Here is a 20,729-nt window from a genome sequence, read left to right as displayed (position 1 = left end):
TGAGTCGGTACGGCGAGGGTGTCGGCCACCGTATCGCCCTCCGTCTGGGCCGGAGGAGGTGCTGTCCGTTCTGAGGTAGCGGCGGTAGGGCCAGTGCTTACGGTTGATCCGATGTAGGAGCCGTTTGCCTGCGCAATTTGTGATGAGTGGGCAAAAATGGCCTGTATAACTGATATATCCGATAATCACGCCAAGACCGCACAATCGTCCGAAGGCAATGCCTACGACATGATCGCCGAGGGCTACACGGCCAAGAACGAGACCAACCTCCTGAACGCTTACTGCGAGCGTCCCGCGATGCTGGAACTGGCGGGGAACATGACCGGCCGACGCCGCTGGCCGAGCTTCGACGCGTGCTGGAGCCTGGCGGCCGGCTTCTTGTCTCGGTCGAGCATCCTTTCGCCATCGCTCTGTGGCAGCACATGGCCGGGGAAAAGCCCGAGTACTTCAAGACCCGTATCCGGGTCGATGAATGGGCTATGGGTGGGCAAACCGCCCAGATGAGGTTCTGGGACCGGCCGTTGCATGCGATGACCGAGGCCTTCACCGCGGCTGGCTTTCGCATCAGCGTCATCAGCGAACCGCCGTTCGTGCCGGAAGCCCGCGAACTGTTCCCCGAGGTCCGCGAGATCACCGGCACGAGATTCCTGAGCTTCCTGTTCTTCGTTCTCGAAGCCGGCTAGGGGCCGATCCGTCCAGACACGCGAGCCGCTCCAGCTCGAAGGGCGCACCGCCTGGGCCAGAAATGACGGAATGTGATGGTGCATGGCGCGCGCGTACACCCCCTGCAAGCGCGGACGCGCGAGGGACCGTGCCGTGCACGGTCCGTGAGGCCCGGCTCGCCCACCGGGCCGGCGCAAGTCTGGGACAACCCCCGAGGTGGAGGAGTTCATCAGGATCGGGTGGCCGTTCAGGCCCTCCGCTCCCGAACAGGTCTCCAGCCGCCAGGTTCGTGATCGTTTCGGGGCGGTGAACGTGGCTGGTCGGGTGGGTTTCGGGTGCGAAGGGTTCCCGTCACCGGTGTCCGTAGGGCTTTACACGGATGTCTACGGTCGAAGGCCGGCCGTCGCGGGAGCGGCTGGGACGGCGGTGGTTCGAGGCCATGTCCAGGCGGAGCGCAGGACGAAGGCCAGGAGCAGCACCTCGATTCCGATGGAAAGGCCGTAGAAGGAGGCCCAGTCCCAGGACTCCCCTGCCGCGTTGACTACCGAGTAGGGGATGTAGAGCGATGCGACGACGAGGTTCGTGACGCGGTTCACCCGGGCGGGCAGCGTGATGGAGAGCATCACCATCAGGGCCGGGATCGTTACGGACGCGAGCATCATGGTCAGCAGGGTCGGGCTGACGTCGAACTCGAAGACGGCGCCGGCCAGGATGCCGTTGACGGTGCCTGGCTTGTAGAGGTGGAAGTAGTCGACGTAGATGTAGAGGAACATGAAGCTGGTCCACGCGGCGGCGAGCTTGGCCTGCACGGGGATCGGGGGGTTGTCGAGCGGGGTCGGCGATTTCGTGCGGATGGTCATCGGTTCTTCTTTCGAGAGGAGCGGTCCGTCCGCCGGTGTGGCGGCAGGTTTGGGCTTGCATACGCACGGGACGTACGGCACGCCGGTCATCACGAAGTAGTCGCCAGGATGTGCCGAGGCCGCGCCCACCTGGACGAGGACCGGGCGGCGGTAGCTCGACCTCGGACGATTCGAGCACCGAGGGCGGGCCGCATCGTCGCCGGCGTCAGGCGTGCTCCGGTATTCGATCGCCGTTCGGTTCCCACCGAAGCCTCCTCACGTCCATAGCCGTTTCGTACACCGTACTTCGTACGCCGTACTATGGTAGTACGCTGTACGATTGTCAAGCCTTACGAGAGCGAGGAGAGTCGTGTCCGCGAGGGAACGACGCCAGGTCGCGTCAGACGCGGGGCTGAGCAAGCAGCGGGTGGTGGTCGAGGCGGTCCGGCTCGCCGACCGCGAGGGAGTCGACGGGCTGAGCATGCGCCGGCTGGCCGGCGCGCTCGGCGCGGGCGCGATGTCGCTCTACTACTACGTGGCGAACAAGGAGGAGTTGCTGGACGCCATGATCGACATCGTTTTCGGCGAGATCGAGCTCCCGCCCGAAGGGGACGACTGGCAGTCAGCGATGCGCCGGCGGGCCGTATCGGCCCGGCAGGTTCTCGCACGCCACCCGTGGGCGATCGGCCTGATGGAGTCGCGGACATCGCCGGGGCCCGCGAACCTCCGCCACCGCGAAGCGGTTACCGCCTGCCTGCGGAGGGCCGGCTTCCCGGTCTTGATGGCGACGCACGCCAACTGGTTGCTCGACAGCTACGTCTACGGTTTCGCCTTGCAGGAAGCCAGCCTGCCGTTCGACGCCGCCGACAAGTTCGCGGACGTGACCGAGGACGTCTTCCTGCCCCAGCTTCCCCCGGACGAGTTCCCCTACCTCAACGAGTCCGCCGCGGCGCTCGCCGCCGCCGGCTACGACCCGGCGGAGGAGTTCATCTTCGGCCTCGACCTCGTCCTGGCCGCCCTTGAGCCCCTGAGAGCCGGAAACCGGTAGACGAGAAAGACCGGAACACGAAGGCCCGGGTAGGCGCGGCCCTGAATTCGGTCGGTTGGACGGGCGAGGACTAGCTCGCAGTGAGGGTGAAGTTCACTTTCCGACGAAACCCCGGGGCCGGCTTTTACGCGAGAAATCACGTGAAAACGGCTACGAAATCGACAGATGTCACTCTTGAGCCGGTCCCTCACACTGGCAGTCGTGAACGACCTTTGCCCGGAGCCGGGGTGGAACCCGGTCGCGCTCGCCCCGGTGCTCTCCCAGCTGGCCGGCGTTCTGGCCGGCTTCGTGTTCACCAGCATCGTGGTGATGCTCAGCCAGTCCTGGCCCAGACGCCGCAGGATCCCGGCCATCAGCCTGTTCGTCGCCGCGTTCGCCGCCCTGGCCCTCAACAGCTACCTGTTGGCCGTGATCGCCGGGGAGACGCCCAAGGGCGGCGCCTGCTATCGCATCTGGTCCGAGATGATGATCGCCAGCGGCCTGCTGGGCGTGGGCGCCGTCGCCCTCACCAGCGGCGTCGCCTGGCTCATCGCCGCCCACCTCGAACAGGACGACGGCGCCGAGGGTGCGGTTGACCTGGAGCGCCTGGCGCGTGCCGTCCTGCACGGCGTGGCGACGCTCGCGGTCCTGCTGTTGTCGACCACGAGCCTGGACTACCTCTACGTCGCCTTCGACACGCACCCCCCGGGCTGGCTCATCGCCACGGTGTACGCCTATCTCGCCACGGTTCTGGTGCTCATCGCGGTGATCCGTGGACGGCTTCGCCGTACCACCGCCGTTTCCGAGGAGATCGCCCGCCACTTGTCGAAGGGCACGTTCGGTACCGTCCGCTACGCCTTCGTGATCGCCGTCGCCCTCGGCTTGCTCCTGGCCTACGCCGACGTGTACTGGAACCCCACTCCCGCCTGGCTGGCCGTCGTCGTCGTCATTCTGGCGATGCCGGCAGCGGCCCCCGTGCTCCTCAGGCTGGTCTACGCCGTCCCGCGCCTTGGTTCCCGCGGTCCCGCGCCGCCTCCCAGGAACTCGTCCTCGCGCTGGGCGACGCTGATCGTGCTCGCCTGCGTGGTACGCCGCCTCCGCAGACCGGGGTCGGCGAAGTAGGGGCAGAGTCTTTCCAGGCGGCCAGGGCCTGGTCCGCCTGGCACCGGCACGACCGCCGGCGTGGCCGCCCGTGTCAGGAACTGCGGACGTACAGGTCCATGTGCGTGTAGTCGAAGGTGATGGCGAACCTCCTGAGGAAGTCGTGGCTGTAGTTGGCCATGACGTCGAATCCGAACTGGCGGGACTGGCCGGGTCCCGGGCCCATGGAGGGCGGTTCGGCGATGCCGGCCGCGTCGTGCCGGACGGTGCGGCCGAGGCTGATCCGGTCGGGTTCGATGGGGAAGCGGGTGCGCGTGTCGTCCGTGGGGTGGTCGTAGTCCACCTTGAGGCCCGCGCGTTCGGCGATCTCCACGGTCGTGCCGACGCCTGGGCCGAACCCGCCGGTGTCGAGGGTGACGATCCTCGGCCCGTAGTCGCGCAGGCTGCCCAGCGTGCAGGGGAAGTGGTCGCCGGCCAGCCACAGTGGCACCCGGTCGTATCCGCGCTTGCGTGCCTCGGCCCGGAAGGCGCCGGTGCCGTTGCCGCGCCGCAGCACCAGGCTCTTGCTCCGATAGTCCATGGTGGTCAGGAAGTGGTAGAAGAGCGTCGTGCCGATCGCGCCCGCCGGGCGCGTGCCGTCCGGCGGGCGGGGCATGTCCGGGGTGCCCTCGCCGGTCCATTGGATCGGGATGTTGCGCAGTTCGATGCCGCCCAGCCGCAGCGACTCCAGGACGCCCAGGTAGAGGGTGATGGAGTGGCTGCCGACGTGCGCCGTCAGCTCGGCCACCGCGCGAAGGCCCAGTTCCTCGGCCACTTCCTGGGTCAGGCCGGCGGTCGCGTAGGTGTCGATGAGGAAGAGCCTGGACCGCCCGCCGTTCACCGAAGCCTCGACGAACGGTAGCGGGTCGGTGGCATACCAGGGCAGCCGGGTGCCTTGCGCGCCGTGCACCTGCCAGGGGGTCCCGGTGAGGCTCGCGTACTGGTCGGCGAACGCCTCGTCACGCTTGCTGCCGGTGCCGCGCAGCAGGGGTATCGCGCGGGAGAGCCGGTCCTGGCGCACGTAGCACTCCGCGAGCCGCTGCTTCGCGGGGACGTCGTCCGGAGCCAGCCGGAGCGCCCGGCCCAGAAACCGCTCCGCGCTGTCGAACCGGTTGGACAGCAGCGCGATGTACCCGCGCTGCCCCAAGGCCCGGACATCGTCGGGATTTTCGCGCAGCAGCCGCGCGTAGGCGCGGTCGGCCTGGTCGAACTTCCCGGCTTTGAAGAGCTGGTCCGCGCTGGGGGCGGTCGCTGTGGCGGCCGCGGGTCCCAGAGGCGGCAGCACGGCTCCCGCCGTGACCGCCAGTCCCGCCGTCCGCAGAAATCCACGCCTGTCGTACGCCATCGCATGCCCCTCGCCGTCTGCCGGTGATGTGGCCGCCCTTTCTACCGACCGGCGCCGATGGGCAGGCGATGGCCGGACCATACGTGATCCATATGGCGTGACCGGGACAATGTCCGGATGCGGGTTCTGCTGGCCGAGGACGAGCGGCCCCTGGCCAAGTACATCGCGGCCGGGCTGCGCAAGCACGGCTTCGCCGTCGACGTGGCCTACGACGGCAGGGCCGCGCTGGACAAGTGCGCGGCCACGCCGTACGACGTGGTGGTTCTGGACCGGGACCTGCCACTGGTGCACGGCGACGCGGTGTGCAGGAAGCTGGCCGAGCAGGGCAGGGCGCGGATCCTCATGCTCACCGCCTCCGCCGAGGTCGCCGACCGGGTGGACGGGCTCGTTCTGGGCGCCGACGACTACCTCGGCAAGCCGTTCGCCTTCTCCGAGCTGATCGCCCGGGTCGGCGCGCTGGTCCGGCGCAGTTCCCCGGCCCGTCCGCCGGTGCTGCGCGCCGCCGATGTCGTCCTCGACCCGGCACGGCGCGGCGCCGAACGCGCCGGCCGGTCGCTGGCGTTGACTCCCAAGGAGTTCGGCGTGCTCGAACTGCTGTTGACCGCCGGCGGCGACGTGGTCAGCGCCGAGACGCTGCTGGACAAGGTGTGGGACGAGCACGCGGACCCGTTCACCAACGCGGTCCGGATCACCGTCGGCACGCTGCGCCGCAAGCTCGGCGATCCGCCGCTCGTCGAGACCGTGACCGGCGCCGGTTACCGGATCGGGGCATGACCGCCCGCTTCCGGCTCGCCGGTCTCTACACCCTCCTGGTCCTGGCGGCCGGCGTCGTCCTGACCGGGCTGACGTACTTCCTGATGAGCCGCAACCTGGGGCGCCGCCTGTCGCTCGACGTCGTCGGCACCTCCGCCGACCCCGGCTATGCCGCGATGGCGCGGCAACGGCTGTGGACGATCGCCGGGCGGTTGGAGGCGGCCACCTACGCCGAGTTCCTGAACCAGGCGTTGATCTCGCTCGCGGTGGTGACCGCGCTGGCCGCGGCCCTGGGCTGGTTCGTGGCCGGGCGGGTGCTCCGGCCGATCCGCACGATCTCGGCGACCGCCCGCCGCCTGTCCGCGGAGAACCTCTCCGAACGGGTGCCGGTCACCACGCCCGCCGACGAACTGGCCGTCCTGGCCCGCACCGTCAACGGGATGCTCGACCGTATCCAGACCGGGCTGGCCGAGCGCGACCGGGCCCTGGACAGCCAGCGGATGTTCACCGCCAACGCCGCCCACGAGCTACGCACGCCGCTGGCCACCATGCGTACCGCCATCGACGTCACCCTCGACGACCGGCCGGGCACGCCGGAGTTGCTCGCGATGACGCGGGATGTCAGCGCGGCCGTGGACCAGAGCCGGCGCATCCTCGACGGCCTGCTGACCCTGGCCGGCGCCCAGAGCGGCCGGATCATCGGACGCGACGTCGATCTCGCCGACATCGTCACCGGCGTTCTCGCCGGGGTCGCGGGGGAGGCCCGGGACATCGCGGTGCGGCGCGTGCTGCGGCCCGCCCGGATGACGGGCGATCCCGTGCTGCTGGAACGCATGGTCGGCAACCTGATCGACAACGCCGTCCACTACAACCACGCGGGCGGCCGGGTCGAGGTGGTCACCGGGGTCGAGGGCGGGCGACCGTTCGCGCGCGTCTCCAACACCGGCCCGCTGCTGACACAAGGCCAGGTGGAGCGCTGGCGGGAGCCGTTCGTGCGCGGGGAGGGCGTCCGGACGCGCGGTGACGCGGGCCTCGGCCTCGGCCTGTCCATCGTGTACGGCATCGCGGCCGCGCACGACGGTTCGATCTCCACCACGGCCCGCCCGGCAGGCGGCCTGGACGTCACCGTCCGCTTCCTTCCCCCCGGCCGGCTCGAACGGCAGGTCGATCAGGCGCGGGCGGCTTCCACACGCGAGCCGCCGTGTCAGCCCGGTAACGTCAACACATGATTTTCACGCAAGCCGAGCTCGACTACCTGGCCACGCAGCCCCTCGGACGGCTGGCCACCGTATCGCCCGCGGGCCAGGTCCAGAACAACCCCACCAACTTCTTCGTCGACGCCGAGGGCGGCGCGCTCGTGATCGGCGGGGGTGCGATGGGCGCGACGAAGAAGTTCCGCAATGTTCAGGAGGGCAGCACGGCGGCGTTCGTCGTGGACGATCTGGCCTCTACCGACCCGTGGACGCCGCGGGGCATCGAGATCCGGGGCACGGCGGTGGCGTTGACGGACCAGGAGCCGCCTCTGCCCGGCCTCTCCCGGGAGGTCATCAGGATCACACCGACCAAGATCACCTCATGGGGGCTGGACGGCGGGCGGGTCAGTCGTACGGTGTGATCACATGGGGCGGGCACCGTTCGAACTGTCCGGCCAGGCGCCCGCCCTCGCTCCGTGCGCGGCCCGCACCTTCTTATCTTTGGCCAAGGGGGCCCTGAAGGGGCGGGGTTCGAGAGGCGTGGCCAGCCAGTTGCGGGAGACTGCGTCGCCGAGACGTTCGGCTGCGACGGTGGCCGGCAGGTGGCCGGGCGCCGGGTTCAGCTGCCAGATGGCGAGGTTCAGCGCCGCCGCGTAACTCACCCACAGCAGGTACGGCACCAGCAACAGCGCTGCCACGCGGCGGATGCGAGCGAACAGCACGATGGTGGCGACGATCAGCAGGAGGAGCGCCGCGATGTCGGCGAAGGCCAGGCCGTACCGTCCCGCCGCGAAGAACAGCGGGGTCCAGGCGGCGTTCAACACCAACTGGGCCCCGTAGACGACGAAGGCCGCCGGGTCGCGGCGGGTGATCCAGGCGAGCCAGCCCGACACCGCGATCAGCACGTACAGGACGGTCCAGGCCGGGGCGAACAGCCACTGCGGCGGCGCCCACGCCGGCCGCCGCAGGGCCAGGTACTCGCTGCCGGCGTCCACCGCGGCGAGCGACCCGACGACGGCCACGAGCGCGACCACCAGGACGAACACCGGCAGGACGGCCCAGGTACGGAGCGGTTGGCTGACGACCATGCACCCTCCTCTGCCCTCGCGAACACAACTGACGCATCACCGTCACACCCCGGGGCCGGGGATGCGACGGTGGGCACGTGTGCGCGCACATCCGCCAACCGGCTCCCCACCGACCCGATCCGTGCCGCACACAGCGCGGGCATGCCGGTGGACGAACACAAGGCGGTGCCCTGGAGAGCTGGCTCGACAAAATAAAAATATCTCCATACGATTACTGATGTGCCGAGAGTCGCCGACCGTGCAGAGCGCCGTCGTCAGGTGGTGGACGCCACCCTGCGGGGTGATGGCTGCTCGGCGGGATGGGAGGGCTCACGATCGCCACAGAGCCGGGGGTCTCCGTGAGAATGACCCTGGTCGACCAGATGTTGCATGCCTCGTTTTTGAACAGTCGTTCATTAAAAGAGTCGGTCGACTGGCCCCTGCTCAACGGATTCGCCGCGCGTACCCCGGCGGGGGAGTGCCGTCACATTCACCTCGGAGAGGACATCATGATCGGGATCAATGTCTGCGCCGCGTCGCTGCCTACGGTGAGCCGATGGTGATCACGCGAGCCGTGGGCTCCGGCGGTCGGCACCGTGCTCGCCTCGCGTAGCGCGCGCTTCCGCGCGGGTGATCTGGTCCAGCACGTGTACGGCTTTCGCGACCACGTCCTGGCCGCGGAGGGCGACGCGTCGGTCACCAGGCTCGATCCGGGCCTGTTGCCCGGTCCCGAGTACCACCTCAACCAGGGCGCCACCGCCTGGCGCGGCATGGTGACGCTGGCCGGGGCCGGCCCGGGTGACACCGTGTTCGTGTCGGGCGCCACCACGGGGGTCGGCTCGGTGGCCGGGCAGATCGCCCGCTGCCGCGGCGCCGCGCGGGTGATCGGCAGCACAGGCAGCAAGGACAAGATCGGCTACCTGGTCGGCGAGCTGGGCTTCGACGCCGCCTTCGACTACCACGACGGCCCCGTCGCCGCCCGGCTGGCGGAGCTGGCGCCGGACGGCGTGGACGTCTTCTTCGACAACGTCGCGGGAGAGCAGTTCGAGGCCGCGCTGGCGCTGGCCGCGCCCGAGGCCCGCTTCGTGCTGTGCGGCCCAGTTGAACGGCAGGCACCGGGGCACGACCCTGGTCCGGCTGTGAAGCCGGCCGGGTCCGCGGTCTCCCAGGAGCAACGCCGGAGAAGTGATCAAACCGAAGGAGGACGACGATGAAACTGAACGGTGTCTACGCGGGCATCCCGGCCGTCGATCTGGCGGCCTCACAGCACTGGTACGAGCGGCTCACCGGATTGAGAGGCGACGCGGAATCGGCCCCTGACATGGTCATCTTCGAGGTCTCCGAAGACAACGGATTCGAACTCGATCGCGTCCAAGGCGTACCGGCCGGGACGGGTTGGGGGCTCCGGCTCGTGGTCGAGGACGTGGAACGTGAGCGCGCGAGCCTGATCGAGAACGGGTTCACTCCCAGCCCGATCGAATCCGTCCCCAGCCTCGTAGCCTTCTGTCATCTGCACGACCCTGACGGCAACCTGGTCACCGTGGTCCAGGAATTGAGCTAGCCCTTGGGCAACACCTGATCGTTCCGGCGGGCCGGCTCGTCTCAGCGGTGGGTCCGCCGAGCCCCTGGCTGCATGACCTGCTGGGCGCCGGCCACCCGATCCCGTGTGCCCTGCGGGACGCTGGGCTGCCGGGTCATCGCGGGTGAAGCTCGGTGCTCACCTCCACGAGGCCGGATAGTCGTGTCCCGGCAGCAGCCGGCCCAGCAGTACGCCGCCCACGATCACCGTCACGCTGGCGAGCACCACCGGATTGACCAGGTACATCGGCTCGGGAGCGGTGAGCCCCACGAGCGCCGCCGTGGCGCCCGCCGGTGGATGCGCCGCCCTGAGCAGCATCATCGGCGCCGTCGACAGGGCCGCGGCCACGGCGGCGGTCCACACGGATGGACCCGCGACCGCGGTGATGGCCAGAGCCAGCACCGTGGCGCTGAGGTGTCCCAGGATGATGCTGCGCGGCTGCGCGAACGGGGCCGCCGGGGCGAGCGCCACGATCCCGGCCGTCGCGGCGAACGGCAGTGCGAACAGCGCCAGCCCGGTGGCGCTGGTGACGGCGGCCAGCAGCAGCAGACCGGCCAGTGCCGCCGCGGTCGCCGTCGCCACGCTCTTGAGCGGGACCCGCGTGTTCACAGCGCACGCAGGAAGTCGCGGATCAGTGCGGCGCTCGTGGCCAGCTCGGTCGTGAGCGGGAAGTGGCCGGCGTCCAGGAGATGGATGCGGGCGTTCTTCACGTCACGGGCGAAGGCCGTCGCCCCGTCCGGGCCGAAGATCTCGTCGCCGCGCCCCCACACGGCCAGGAGCGGGGGCTGATGGGTGCGCAGGTAGTGCTGCCAGCCGGCGTAGCGCGGCGGGTTGGTGCCGTAGTCCAGGAAGAGGGCGAGCTGGATCTCCTGGTTGCCCGGCCGGTCGAGCAGCGCCTGGTCGAACGCCTCCTTGTCCGGGTTGACGAGGGACGGATCGGCGACGCCGTGGGTGTACTGCCAGTGGGTCGCCTGCCGGGTCAGCAGGGTGCGCAGGGCGTCGCCGTGCTCTGCCGACGGCTCTGCCCAGTAACGGCGCAGCGGCTCCCAGAACGGGGTCAGCCCCTCCTCGTAGGCGTTGCCGTTCTGGGTCACGATGCCGGTGATCCGCTCGGGATGGCGTACGGCGAGCCGGAAGCCGACAGGCGCGCCGTAGTCGTGCACGTAGATCGCGTAACGGTGTACCCCGAGGGAGTCGAGCAGCTTGTCCACCACGTCGGCGAGGTGGTCGAAGGTGTAGTCCCACTCCTGTGCCGACGGCGCCGAGCTGTGCCCGAAGCCCGGGTAGTCGGGGGCGATGAGGTGGAACTCGTCGGCCAGCTCCGTGATCAGTTCCTGGTAGGCGATCGACGAGGTCGGAAAGCCGTGCAACAGGACGAGGGTGGGCGCGGCGGGGTCGCCGGCCTCGCGGTAGAAGACATCCAACCCGTCGATCGACGCGGTGCGGTAACCCATTGCTAACTCCCTAAATTGGTTTTGCCGGTTAAGTGATAGCATGGCTCTTGCTAACCGGTCAAATCTGTTTGAGGGGTTAAACGGTGAGGATTCGGCCGCTGCGAGGGGAGCCCTTGGGTCTCGACCTGGTCGACACGGTCTGGATGGACCACGGGACTCTGGTCGACCAGTTCGACACGCCGGAGGGCGTGCGCGCCTGGCTCGACGATCACGGGCTCCCCGGCGGCGACGGGATGATCGGCCATCTGGTCGAGGCCCGTGCCGCCATGCGCGCGATGCTCGAAGGGCGGGGCCCCGGCGCGCTCAACGCCGTGCTCGCGCACGGCAGCAGGCGGCCGCTGATCGGCGAGGCCGGGCCGGACGAACTGCTCGTGCTGGACGATCCATCGTGGGAGGCGGCTTGGCTCGCCGCTGCCGACCTGGTGCGCGTACTGGCCGAACGTCCCGATCGGGTACGCCACTGCGGCAACCCGCGATGTGTGCTCTGGTTCCTGGACGTGAGCAAGAACGGCAGCCGCCGCTGGTGCTCCATGGAGGTCTGCGGCAACCGCGCCAAGGTCAACCGCTTCAACAGGAAGTCCGCGCACCCCTCCACGGGGTGACGGGACAGCCTCAGCGGTCACCGCCGCAAGCAGGCCTCTTGCCGATCTTCCGGAGAATGGGGGACGGCGAGGGCCGGAACCCCGGCCGCGCCCTCGACAGATGGACCGGGAAAGGCGGGATATTTCCGGGTGGCGGCGGAGACGTTAGGCTGCGGGGCGGCGAAGGGCGTCAGCGAAGCGAGAGGCGGGCGGTTGGCAGGGGAGGCCGCGGCGCTGCTGGTGCGGTTCGGACGCAGGTACGCCGCCGCCGTGAGACTGGTCACGCTGGTGCCGACCTGCGCCATCGCCCCGTTCAGGGCCTCGCCGGAACACCTGGTGAGCACCCTGGTCGTGGTGGGCGTCGCGGCGGTCTGGACCTGCGGGTTCGCGTGGTGGCTGCGGGCGGGGCGGGGCAACGTGCTGGTCGCCGTCGACGTGGCGGTCCTGCTGGGACTGTTCGGCACCATCTTCTGGACCGACGCCGTGGCGGACAAGAACACGGGCTGGTTACGACTGCTGGTCACCTTCGCCTGCGCGACCTACCAGTGGCACACCTCGCCGGTGGTGGGCGGGGTGGCCGCGATCGTCAGCGGCGGCGGGGCGGTGGGGCTGCTCGTGGCAGGCGGGGCGTTGGAGGTGGACGCGAGCCTGGCAACCGGGACATTGTGGGCGCTGTCGGCCGCCGTGCAAGCCAGAGCGGCCTGGATCTTCGTCACGCGTGCGGCGAAACGGGCCGACCTGATGGCGGCCGAGGCCCTGCGGGCGCGCGGGGAGGCGCTGCTGGCCGCGGCCGTGCGCGCCGAGGAACGCGAACAGGCCAATGCGCTGCACGACACCGCGGCGACGACCCTTCTGATGGTGAGCTTGGGACAGGTGCGTTCGGACGCCGCCTGGCTGGGCCCGCAGGCGCGGCGCGACCTGGGCAGGCTGCGTTCGGTGGGTGGGCGGGCGCCTGAGGAGGCCGATCTCGTCGAGCTGCTGCGTACCGATCTCGCCGCCACACAACTGACGGTGGACTTCGACGGCCCCGGACGGCTCCGCCTGCCGTACCACGTCGCCAGGGCGATCACCGACGCGGCGGGTGAGGCGCTCACCAACGTGCGCCGTCACTCGGGCACCACCCACGTGACCGTCCGGCTCAGCGGTGACGCGCGGGCGTTGCGCCTCGACGTCGCCGACCGGGGGAAGGGGTTCTCGGCGGATGACGTGCCCGGGACCCGTCGCGGCGTGCGCGAGTCCATTCGCGGCAGGATGGAGCGTGTCGGCGGCACGGTCACGATCACCTCGGCAACCGGAGAGGGGACCCGGGTCCGGCTCGAATGGCGGGACGCCGACGCCGCGGATGCGGCCCCCGTCGCAGACACCGTCGCGAACGACGCCGTCGAGGAGTCGGCGCGGGCGCGGCTGGGGCGCGGTCTGCGGGTCGCGACGCTGGTCGTCTCCATGACGGCGGTGTTCGGGATCGCGCTACCCACCCTCGTGAGTCACCTCGACACCTATGAGACGCCGCTCGCGCAGTTCGGCGCCTTCGCGGTGGTCGGCCTCGTGCTGATCGCGGAGGTGGTGCTGGTCGTGCGCGGGCGTTCGTGGGACCGGTTGCGCGGCCCGGTCATCGCGGCCGTGCTCGCCGCGTCCATGCTGTCGTACGTGAGCCTGCCGGACGGTCGCACGTCGACCGGCGAGGACTGGATGTTCGCCGCGGCCACCTGGGCGGGCCTCGTCGTGGTGCTGGAGCGTCCGCTGCGTGCCGCGGCGCTGTTCCTGACGGCGCACGGGGTCACCGCGCTGCTCCACCTGCTCCTGTTCGAGGGCGCCACGGCGGAATCGCTGGCCCGGTTCGCGACCGGGTCGGTGACGGTGATCGGCTTCCCGCTGTGCGTGGCGGTGGTGGCGACCGTACTGCGCAGCCTCGGCACGGCGGCGGTGGCCGCGCGCAGAGAGCTTGAGCAGGTACGCGTGGCGGAGGCCGTCGCCGCGGAGACACACAACCGCAGGCAGGAGCGCTTCGCCGAACTGTCGGTGACCACGGTGCCGCTGCTGGAGGGGCTCGCCGACGGTTCACTCCGCCCCGAGAGCCCGCCGGTCCAGCGGAGCTGCGCCATCGAGGCGGCTCGCATCCGCAGGCTGTTCGCCGAGTCCGACGACGCCGCCAACCCGCTGCTGCACGAGTTGCGCCACTGCGCCGACGTGGCCGACCGCAAGGGCGTCGTGGTGGAGCTGGACTCACGCGGCCAGTGGCCGACGCCGCCCGTGGCGGTCAGGCGGGATCTCACCGAGGCGGTCCTGGTCGTTCTCGCCACCGCGGCCACCCGGGCACGGGTCACGGTGGTGGGCAGCGCCGAGTTGGTGTCGGTCAGCGTGGTCGCCGACTGCGGCGGGATCGACGTTCCGGCCCCGGTCACGCCGGGTGTCCGCATCGAAGCGCTGACCAGCGACGACACGGTCTGGATGGAGGCCGGATGGCGGCCTGCGGGGCAGGGCGAGGAGCAGGTCGCCTCGTTGTTCGCGCTCACGGTGACGAGCTGACCGGTGTCGGTGAACCTCGCCGCCGTGACGTCGTCACGTTGCGCATTGACCTTTCCGTTCCGGTCGAGCAGTGCCAGACAGCCGTCGCTCACCACCGATCGCCGCCAGCGGCGGTCGGCGGTGACGCCGGCCTCCGCTTGAAGGTCACGGGACCAGATCTGCCGCCCGAGCGCGTCGACTCCCCGGATCGAGGTGTGCGGGTTCCCCCAGCGCCGCCGGTCAGGAACACCGGCGAAGCGCCTAGAGGTGCTTCGCAGCTGTGCGTGTTCCCTCTCTCGCGGTGAGTAGATCGGGAAGGACTCTGGGGATGCTCGGTTCGTTCCAGCTATGTGGTGCGAGATGGGGGAGAGGCCATGGCCTTGGCGGGCGTGAACGGGCTCGTGGTGCTCTTCCTCGCCCACGTCACCCGCTACCGGGCGGCGCCGCCGGCGGTTCAGGGCGCTTCGCGAAGCCGGGCGAAGTGGGCGTCGAGCGCGTGGTCGATCAACGCGGGGTCGAGGTCGTCCAGCTCGGCCTGGATGGACAATCCGTCGACCAGGGCCAGCAACGTCGCCGCCGCCACCCCGGGATCCACGCTCGGCCCGACCTCTCCGGCCGCCTGCGCGTGCCGTAGCGATTGCTCGAGTACGGCGCGGCTGGCCCGGTACTGGTCGCGGAGGATCCTGGCGATCTCGTGGTCCACGGCGGAATGGGCCAGGAAGGCCGTCCAGGCCGATTGTTCGATCCGCCGCTCGGGCGTCGACGGAACCAGTTCGGCGACCACCCGGCGCAGGACGTCGAGTACGGGACCGCCCGCCGCGGCCAGGTTCAGGATGCGGCCGCCGGTCTCCTCGGCCAGTTGCTCGATGGTGAAGCGGAGCATGCTCTCCTTCGAGCCGAAGTAGTGCTGCAACTGCCCGATCGACACTCCGGCGGCCGCCGCGACCTCGCGCAGGCTGGCGGCCTCAAGCCCTTGCTCGGCGATGACTCGCCAGAGCGCGCGGGCGACCAGGGTGCGGCGCTGCTGATGATCGACCTGCCTGGGCATGAGCCTCCTTCGTTGACGCCGGGAACGGTTTCAGTATACGCATATTAGTATGAGCATATTGGAACAAGGGGCGCATCCGGCCCGCCGCAAGGTGCTGGCGGCCGTTCTGGCACTGCCCGTGCTGTCGGCCTGCGGCCCCGCACAGACCACAGCCGAGGCGCCCGGTTTCGCCATCCGGGGCGTGCGCGTCTTCGACGGCCGGCACGTACTGCCCGCCGCGACCGTGCTCGTCACCGGCGCGGAGATCGCCGCCGTCGGGCCGCGCGTCCAGATCCCGGACGGCTACCAGGTCCGCGACGGCACCGGCCGGACCCTGCTGCCGGGACTGATCGACGCCCACTCCCACATGATGCCGAGCACCGACCCGCCGCGCTTCGGCGTGACCACCGAACTGGAGATGGGCACCCTGGCCGACCGGCGCGGCGACGTCCGCACCCAGCGAACCTCGACGGCCCCGACCGCCCGCGCCGACCTGTGGAGCGCCGGAACCTTGATCACCGTCCCCGGCGGACACGGCACCCAGGCCATGCCCGGCATCGCCACCCTCGGCCCGGACGACGACCCCGGCACCTTCGTCGACCAGCGGATCGCCGAGGGGGCCGACCACATCAAGATCGTGATCGAACACCGAGATCACGACGGATCGCCGATCCCCACCCTCACCCGCCAGCAAATCCGGGCGCTGGCCGCCGCCGCCGCGGACCGCGGCTTGCGCTCCGTGGCCCACGTCACCCGGACCCAGGACGCCCTGATCGCGCTACGCGCCGGAGTCAGCGGCCTGGCGCACGTCTGCGCCGACCGGCCGGCCGACCGGACGCTGATCAACGAGGCCCTGGACCGCGGCGCGTTCATGATCAGCACGTGCGCGGACGACCGCGATCGGGCACATCGGCGAGACGGCGCACGCAGCATCTACTCTGACCCGAGGATCGCTCCGCGGCTGTCCGGCTTCCAGCGGGCGATGCTTGAGCAGCCGTTCGAATCGCCGTGGCTCGACGACGCCTGGCTCGAACGGCACGCGGCCAACACCCGAACCCTGCACGCGGCCGGCGTACCGATCCTGGCCGGCACCGACGCGCCGATCCCCGGGCTGATCAACGGGGTGAGCCTGCTGGCCTGCCTGGAGGCCATGGTCCGCGGCGGCCTCGATCCCACCGCTGCCCTCGCCGCCGCGACAACGGTGCCGGCCGACACCTTCGGCCTGAAGGACCGTGGCCGGATCCGGCCCGGAAGCCGAGCCGACCTGGTCCTCGTCGAGGGCGACCCGACCCGGACCATCACCGACCTCCGCGCCATCGCCGCCGTCTGGAAGAACGGCCGGCCGATCACCCTCGCCGCCTGAGGCCCGGTGCCAGAGCCTGCTCAAGCGGGGCGTACGGCACAGCCCGGTCAGACGCGGCAATCGGCTTTCCTTCCGAGGACCGGCCGTCGCGACCATGCTGAGACGCCTGAGCCCCGTTTCCTGGGGTTCGCGCCGTCGAGCGGTAGCGCTATGTAACGATCCATGTGCGCATGCCGAAGTAAATGAAGCGAGGTACACACGCCGAGTTCGCAGGGCTTTCACGGCTCATGTCCCTGGATAAGCCGAGGCCCGGCCTCTTCTTTATTGGCGGCCCGGAGGGGATTGTCATTTGATGCAGATGGTGCCGGCCGTTGTCGGCCTTGTGGGTGTCGTGATCGGGGTGCTTGTCGGCGCCTGGCGGCAGTCACTGCTTCAGCAGGGCAACTGGTTGCGCGACGACCTGAGGCGCTGGCAGCAGGAGCGAAGGAGGTCGTACCTCAAGCTCGTCCATGCCGACGATGAACTCTACCGCTGCGTGATCCGGGAGTTGCGTGATCCGCCACCCGGGCAGCTGGTGACCGACAGTGGAATGATGGATCTCGGCGAAGTGATTCCGCCACTCGCCAAGAATGAACGGACTCGGCTGCTCCAGGCGTTCGACCGCGTCTGGCGCGCGAAACGTGAGATCGAGTTGCTCCATCTGACGGACGACGCGCTCTTGCTGGCTACTGACGGGCTCACATTTAAGGACGCCGAACTGGTGAGCCTCATGCTGTTCGACTTGACCCACCGTCCCGAAGACGCGCGAGAAACAACGCAACTGATTCGAGACGCGCTGAAGGCGCGGCGCGACTTGATCGACCAATTCATGCGGGAAGCACGGACGGCGCTGAACGTCCCACCGAACCGAACCGCTTGATTCGCTGTGGGTCACGCGAGCACACGATCGCCGGCCACCTGCTACCGCATCGTGCCCGAGAAGGTGAACGACTTCGGCGCCTGCTTCCGCTGCGGATAAGCGAATGCCGGACCCACAAGCGGCTGCGCGCGCGGGCTGCTTCAGACGGGCGCCACTCGTGGCGTCGGCCCGCTTTCCGCCCGGTCATATTTTTCCAAGACCTGCCATCGGCAGTGCTCGGATGATCGTGCGTGAAAGCGGCGGGGGAGCAGCAGAGCACTGCTACGAGTTTCTCCGCCGACAGGCCTCTCGGGACTGGAGATTCCACGTGCGAATGAAACGATCACTGTCACTGGTCGCAGCCCTCGCAGCGGCCATGGCCGCCTGCATCGCCGCTCCGCCACCGGCGTCGGCCAGGCCGGCGGACTGCGCCCTGTACGCCAACATCTTCACCAACTCCAACGGCTTACAAGGCCGCGCCGAGGTGATCTGCCCGAACCGCGAGGACTACCGGGTCGAGATCTATCTGCGGCGGATGGACGGGTGGCGCAACACGCCGGTCGCCTTCGCCGGCAAGGACCTCATCGAGCAGGGCTGGCAGATCCTGTCGACCTACGAGCCTTGCTCCGACGTCCAGACCGACAAGCAGTACTTCGCCCACGCCTATCTCCACGACGGCCGCTTCGGTTCGCCGATCGAGATCAGAGACGTCAAGAGCAACACCGTCTGGGGTCACTGCTAACATCCAAGATCCCTATCCCCGGTCAGGACGTACGGCCGGAATCCGTCGGGGAGGGGCTGCGGCCTCGGGTTCCGGCTCGGACACGCCCCGATCTTGCCCGCCGTTCAAGCACCACGCGACGAGTCCTGAAGCGGCACGGGGATCTCGGCTGAGCGGGCAGGTCGTACCATGAGGCCGTGCACGCCGTTCTTCGTTCCCTGTGGAATGAACCGCGTCCCCCCGATCCGCCCGCGCGGGTGCCGCGTGACTGGGTGCTCGTGGGCGTGCTCGTGCCGGTCGCGCTGCTCGAAGGGTTCCTCCGCCCCGACCTGCCCCACCGGGTCGTCGCCGTGACGCTCACCCTCGTCCTGCTGCCCACGCTGCTGTGGCGACGGACGCATCCGCTGCGGATGCTCCTGATCGTCTTCGCCGCCTCGGCGCTCTCGCCGCTGCTGACCGGTGGCGCGCCCTCGGAGGCGTACTCCCAGGCCTACCTGCTGATCCTCGTCTACGCGCTGGCCCGCTGGGGATCGGGGCGCGAGATCGCGATCGGACTGGCCGTCATGATCACGGCGATCGGGCTGTCGACCGCCTTCGGCCGCATGGAGCCTTCCGACGTGGTCGGCTCGTTCGCGGTGATGTCGGCGGCCACCACGCTCGGCATCGCGCTGCGCTACCGGGCCAGAGCCCGTTCGCGTGAGCTGGACCAGGTCAAGCTGCTCGAACGCGCCCAGCTCGCCCGCGACCTGCACGACACCGTGGCCCATCACGTCTCGGCCATGGCGATCCGCGCGCAGGCCGGGCTGGCCACCTCCGCGTCGCGGCCCGAGGCGGCGACCGACGCGCTGAAGGTGATCGAGGAGGAGGCGGCTCGGGCGCTGGCCGAGATGAACAACATGGTCCGCGTGCTGCGCCAGGACCAGCCGCCCGAACTGGCGCCCGGACGCGGGGTCGCCGATCTCGCGGAACTGGCCACGCGGGGCGCCGCCGTACCGGCTGTGAAGGTGAATCTTCCCGGCGACCTCGGTGAGCTGCCGACGTCGGTCGGGGCGGCGCTCTACCGGCTGGCGCAGGAGTCGGTCACCAACGCCCGGCGGCACGCGCGCCACGTCGGGCTGATCGAGGTGAGCGTCAGCGCCGAGGAGGACACCGTACGGCTGAGCGTGACCGACGACGGCTCACCCCCGGCCGCCCCCAGACCCGGCTCCGGCTACGGCATCCTCGGCATGATCGAACGTGCCGAGTTGCTCGGCGGCACCTGCCAGGCCGGTCCCGGCCCCGAGCGCGGCTGGACGGTCACCGCCGTCCTGCCCCGGGCGGGGAGGCTGTCGTGAGCGTGCGGGTGCTCGTCGCCGACGACCAGGAGATCGTCCGCACCGGCCTCACCATGATCCTCGACGCCCAGCCCGGCATCGAGGTCATCGGCCAGGCGGGCGACGGCAGGCGCGCGGTCGAGCTGGCCCGCCACCTGCGTCCCGACGTCTGCCTGTTCGACATCCGCATGCCCGTCCTCGACGGCATCCAGGCCACCCGTTCCCTGGCCGGGCCCGACGTCGCCGACCCGCTGGCCGTGGTCGTCATCACCACCTTCGACCTCGACGAGTACGTCTACGCCGCGCTGCGCGCCGGGGCCAAGGGCTTCCTGCTCAAGAACGCGGGGGCGGCCCTGCTCTCGCAGGCCGTCCACGCCGCCGCCGGCGGCGACGCGCTCATCGCGCCCAGCGTCACCGCGCGGCTGCTCGGCGCCTTCTCCCGCACCGGGCCCGCCTCTCCGCCCGTACAGCCGATCGAGACGCTGACCGAGCGGGAGGAGCAGATCTTGCTGACCGTGGCGCGCGGACGCACCAACGGCGAGATCGCCCAGGAGCTGCACATTTCGCTCAGCACGGTCAAGTCGCATATCGCCCGCCTCATGGCCAAGCTCGGCGCCCGCAACCGCGTCGAGATCGCCATGTGGGCCTACGAGACCAACCGCGTCTAGGACCTGCGGATGACCCACTCGGCGACCGCCAGATTGATCAGCCAGCCCGCGGCCATCAGCAACGCCTTGGGAAGTTGTCCAGGCGTGCCGACGACCAGAAACCACGGCAGCAGCGTGAACGCCTGCGTGCCCGCGCCCAGGCCGATCGCGTAGGCGCGCATCATCCAGGCCCGGTGGGCGGCGATGTCGCGGCGCCGGATCGCGAGCAGGCCGAGGGTCAGCGAGGCGGCCATGGCCGTACCGAAGATCACGCGAAAGACGCCCAGCAGCGCGCCGTCGGTCTCGGGCAGCGGGCTGAACAGCGTCATCCACATCCCGGCGAGCGCCGCCACCAGCCCCGCGGGCACCAGCACCCGGCCGGCGGCGCGATGCCAGCCGGGACGGCTGCGCCGCAGACCGGGCGCGAACTGGAAGGCGCCGACGACGGTGTAGACGGTCGCGCCCGCGATGTGCAGGCTCACCGGAAGCGGCGCGGCGAAGAAGCGCGCGTTGTCCGGCGTGATCGCCGCCCCCACGGACAGCTCGGTCATGCGGATCGCGCCCGCGACGATCGGAACGGCGCTGAGCGCCAGCAGCGCGGCCGGGATGGTACGACTCCTCATGCCATCGATCGTGCCGAGCCGAGCCGCGCCGGACATCGCGCCTGAGGCTCC

General features: G+C 70.0%; 23 protein-coding genes. 16 read left to right on the top strand and 7 right to left on the bottom strand.

Going from position 1 to position 20,729, the window contains the following annotated elements; translation table 11 throughout:
* Positions 1-353 precede the first annotated feature (353 nt).
* On the top strand, positions 354-683 hold the full coding sequence (locus ACIBEJ_RS48150; protein ID WP_397189740.1) for a hypothetical protein: 330 nt from the start codon (positions 354-356) through the stop codon (positions 681-683).
* Between the two features lie 363 nt (positions 684-1,046).
* Here ACIBEJ_RS48150 and ACIBEJ_RS48145 read toward each other — a convergent pair whose 3' ends face one another.
* Positions 1,047-1,523, bottom strand: coding sequence for a DUF6326 family protein (locus ACIBEJ_RS48145; protein WP_397189739.1), 477 nt, complete (start codon positions 1,521-1,523; stop codon positions 1,047-1,049).
* A 349-nt stretch (positions 1,524-1,872) separates the two neighbouring features.
* Here ACIBEJ_RS48145 and ACIBEJ_RS48140 point away from each other — a divergent pair, with 349 nt between their 5' ends.
* Both ACIBEJ_RS48140 and ACIBEJ_RS48135 read left to right on the top strand, forming a co-directional pair.
* A complete protein-coding gene (locus ACIBEJ_RS48140) occupies positions 1,873-2,550 on the top strand; it encodes a TetR/AcrR family transcriptional regulator C-terminal domain-containing protein (protein ID WP_397189738.1) in 678 nt (225 codons plus the stop codon).
* A 201-nt stretch (positions 2,551-2,751) separates the two neighbouring features.
* Positions 2,752-3,651, top strand: coding sequence for a hypothetical protein (locus ACIBEJ_RS48135; protein WP_397189737.1), 900 nt, complete (start codon positions 2,752-2,754; stop codon positions 3,649-3,651).
* Positions 3,652-3,724: 73 nt separating this feature from the next.
* Here the strand turns inward: ACIBEJ_RS48135 and ACIBEJ_RS48130 are convergent, their stop codons facing one another.
* Positions 3,725-5,014, bottom strand: coding sequence for a tetratricopeptide repeat protein (locus ACIBEJ_RS48130; protein WP_397189736.1), 1,290 nt, complete (start codon positions 5,012-5,014; stop codon positions 3,725-3,727).
* A gap of 117 nt (positions 5,015-5,131) precedes the next feature.
* Between ACIBEJ_RS48130 and ACIBEJ_RS48125 the strand changes: the two genes are divergently transcribed.
* The 3 genes from ACIBEJ_RS48125 to ACIBEJ_RS48115 are packed head-to-tail and all read left to right on the top strand — an operon-like array spanning position 5,132 to position 7,382.
* A complete protein-coding gene (locus tag ACIBEJ_RS48125) occupies positions 5,132-5,788 on the top strand; it encodes a response regulator transcription factor (RefSeq protein WP_397189735.1) in 657 nt (218 codons plus the stop codon).
* A complete protein-coding gene (locus ACIBEJ_RS48120; protein WP_397189734.1) occupies positions 5,785-6,996 on the top strand; it encodes a sensor histidine kinase in 1,212 nt (403 codons plus the stop codon). The genes ACIBEJ_RS48125 and ACIBEJ_RS48120 overlap by 4 nt, the downstream gene beginning before the upstream one ends.
* Entirely contained in the window at positions 6,993-7,382 is a 390-nt protein-coding gene (locus tag ACIBEJ_RS48115; protein ID WP_397189733.1) for a PPOX class F420-dependent oxidoreductase, read from the top strand. Before ACIBEJ_RS48120 ends, ACIBEJ_RS48115 begins: the two co-directional genes overlap by 4 nt.
* Here ACIBEJ_RS48115 and ACIBEJ_RS48110 read toward each other — a convergent pair whose 3' ends face one another.
* The gene (locus ACIBEJ_RS48110) at positions 7,383-8,048 is read right to left on the bottom strand and encodes a TspO/MBR family protein (protein WP_397189732.1); all 666 of its coding nucleotides are present in this window, start codon (positions 8,046-8,048) and stop codon (positions 7,383-7,385) included.
* A gap of 344 nt (positions 8,049-8,392) precedes the next feature.
* Between ACIBEJ_RS48110 and ACIBEJ_RS48105 the strand changes: the two genes are divergently transcribed.
* Genes ACIBEJ_RS48105 through ACIBEJ_RS48095 form a run of 3 tightly spaced genes read left to right on the top strand, consistent with a single transcriptional unit; the run spans position 8,393 to position 9,588 of the window.
* On the top strand, positions 8,393-8,590 hold the full coding sequence (locus ACIBEJ_RS48105; protein WP_397189731.1) for a hypothetical protein: 198 nt from the start codon (positions 8,393-8,395) through the stop codon (positions 8,588-8,590).
* A 33-nt stretch (positions 8,591-8,623) separates the two neighbouring features.
* A complete protein-coding gene (locus ACIBEJ_RS48100; protein WP_397189730.1) occupies positions 8,624-9,241 on the top strand; it encodes a zinc-binding dehydrogenase in 618 nt (205 codons plus the stop codon).
* Complete coding sequence (locus ACIBEJ_RS48095) at positions 9,238-9,588, top strand: VOC family protein (RefSeq protein ID WP_397189729.1); 351 nt, start codon at positions 9,238-9,240, stop codon at positions 9,586-9,588. The genes ACIBEJ_RS48100 and ACIBEJ_RS48095 overlap by 4 nt, the downstream gene beginning before the upstream one ends.
* 156 nt (positions 9,589-9,744) lie before the next feature.
* On the opposite strand, the gene ACIBEJ_RS48090 is transcribed toward ACIBEJ_RS48095, so the two are convergent.
* Complete coding sequence (locus ACIBEJ_RS48090; RefSeq protein ID WP_397189728.1) at positions 9,745-10,215, bottom strand: HPP family protein; 471 nt, start codon at positions 10,213-10,215, stop codon at positions 9,745-9,747.
* Positions 10,212-11,060 (bottom strand): alpha/beta fold hydrolase, encoded by an 849-nt coding sequence (locus ACIBEJ_RS48085; protein ID WP_397189727.1) that lies wholly within the window; start codon positions 11,058-11,060, stop codon positions 10,212-10,214. Before ACIBEJ_RS48085 ends, ACIBEJ_RS48090 begins: the two co-directional genes overlap by 4 nt.
* Positions 11,061-11,173: 113 nt before the next feature.
* Between ACIBEJ_RS48085 and ACIBEJ_RS48080 the strand changes: the two genes are divergently transcribed.
* Positions 11,174-11,662 carry a CGNR zinc finger domain-containing protein gene (locus ACIBEJ_RS48080; protein WP_397189726.1) on the top strand — a complete coding sequence of 163 codons (489 nt, stop codon included), beginning with the start codon at positions 11,174-11,176 and terminating at the stop codon, positions 11,660-11,662.
* Positions 11,663-11,854: 192 nt separating this feature from the next.
* Positions 11,855-14,167: a sensor histidine kinase gene (locus ACIBEJ_RS48075; RefSeq protein WP_397189725.1), complete on the top strand. Its 2,313-nt coding sequence runs from the start codon at positions 11,855-11,857 to the stop codon at positions 14,165-14,167.
* Between the two features lie 433 nt (positions 14,168-14,600).
* On the opposite strand, the gene ACIBEJ_RS48070 is transcribed toward ACIBEJ_RS48075, so the two are convergent.
* Entirely contained in the window at positions 14,601-15,194 is a 594-nt protein-coding gene (locus tag ACIBEJ_RS48070; protein WP_397189724.1) for a TetR/AcrR family transcriptional regulator, read from the bottom strand.
* 49 nt (positions 15,195-15,243) lie between these two features.
* Here ACIBEJ_RS48070 and ACIBEJ_RS48065 point away from each other — a divergent pair, with 49 nt between their 5' ends.
* The 5 genes from ACIBEJ_RS48065 to ACIBEJ_RS48045 all read left to right on the top strand — a co-directional run bounded on the left by ACIBEJ_RS48065 (position 15,244) and on the right by ACIBEJ_RS48045 (position 20,076).
* Positions 15,244-16,536: an amidohydrolase family protein gene (locus ACIBEJ_RS48065; RefSeq protein WP_397189723.1), complete on the top strand. Its 1,293-nt coding sequence runs from the start codon at positions 15,244-15,246 to the stop codon at positions 16,534-16,536.
* A gap of 292 nt (positions 16,537-16,828) precedes the next feature.
* The gene (locus tag ACIBEJ_RS48060; protein ID WP_397189722.1) at positions 16,829-17,395 is read left to right on the top strand and encodes a hypothetical protein; all 567 of its coding nucleotides are present in this window, start codon (positions 16,829-16,831) and stop codon (positions 17,393-17,395) included.
* A gap of 313 nt (positions 17,396-17,708) precedes the next feature.
* A complete protein-coding gene (locus ACIBEJ_RS48055; protein WP_397189721.1) occupies positions 17,709-18,116 on the top strand; it encodes a hypothetical protein in 408 nt (135 codons plus the stop codon).
* A gap of 176 nt (positions 18,117-18,292) precedes the next feature.
* Positions 18,293-19,429, top strand: coding sequence for a sensor histidine kinase (locus ACIBEJ_RS48050; RefSeq protein WP_397189720.1), 1,137 nt, complete (start codon positions 18,293-18,295; stop codon positions 19,427-19,429).
* Positions 19,426-20,076, top strand: coding sequence for a response regulator (locus ACIBEJ_RS48045; RefSeq protein WP_397189719.1), 651 nt, complete (start codon positions 19,426-19,428; stop codon positions 20,074-20,076). Before ACIBEJ_RS48050 ends, ACIBEJ_RS48045 begins: the two co-directional genes overlap by 4 nt.
* On the opposite strand, the gene ACIBEJ_RS48040 is transcribed toward ACIBEJ_RS48045, so the two are convergent.
* Positions 20,073-20,678: a DUF2306 domain-containing protein gene (locus ACIBEJ_RS48040; protein WP_397189718.1), complete on the bottom strand. Its 606-nt coding sequence runs from the start codon at positions 20,676-20,678 to the stop codon at positions 20,073-20,075. The two genes, ACIBEJ_RS48045 and ACIBEJ_RS48040, sit on opposite strands and share 4 nt — an antisense overlap.
* Between the last annotated feature and the right edge of the window lie 51 nt (positions 20,679-20,729).

The sequence above is a fragment of the Nonomuraea sp. NPDC050790 genome (assembly GCF_044456745.1).
Classification (GTDB): domain Bacteria; phylum Actinomycetota; class Actinomycetes; order Streptosporangiales; family Streptosporangiaceae; genus Nonomuraea.
This window is presented reverse-complemented; position numbering and strand designations above follow the sequence as displayed.